The sequence below is a fragment of the Nocardia abscessus NBRC 100374 genome (assembly GCF_000308455.1).
Lineage (GTDB): Bacteria > Actinomycetota > Actinomycetes > Mycobacteriales > Mycobacteriaceae > Nocardia > Nocardia abscessus.
On sequence record NZ_BAFP01000053.1, the window covers coordinates 1 to 519 of the forward strand.

General features: G+C 74.8%; 1 pseudogene. It reads left to right on the forward strand.

Annotated elements, in window-relative coordinates:
- A pseudogene (locus ON19_RS10805) lies at window positions 1-519 on the forward strand (phenylalanine--tRNA ligase subunit beta); the annotation flags it as partial.

Consider the following 519-nt stretch of genomic DNA (forward strand, 5'->3'; position numbering starts at 1 on the left):
GCGCCGCCGCCGCGCCGTCAGCCGCGCGCTGGCGTTCGCGGGCGCCGTCGAGGTTCCGCCGCCGGTGTTCCTGCCCGCCGGGGTGTTCGACACCTGGGGGTTGGACGCCGACGATCCGCGCCGCGTCACCACCAAGGTGCTCAATCCGCTGGACGTGGAGCGTTCCGAACTGGCCACCACACTGCTGCCCGGTCTGTTCGAAGTGGCCGCCCGCAACATCTCGCGGGGAGCACGCGATCTCGCCATCTACGGCATCGCGCAGGTCGTGCTGCCCGGGGCGAACACCAGGGCGATCGAGCCGCTCCCGGTGGACCGGCGTCCCACCGCCGACGAGATCGCCGAACTGCTCGATTCGCTGCCCCACCAGCCGGTGCACGTGGCCGCCGTCCTCACTGGACGCCGCGAGCCGCGCGGGCCCTGGGGGCCGGGCCGCCCGGTCGAGGCCGCCGACGCGTTCGCGCTCGCCGACGCGGTCGCCGATGCGGCGGGTGTGACCATCGAGCGCCGTCCGGTGGCGCA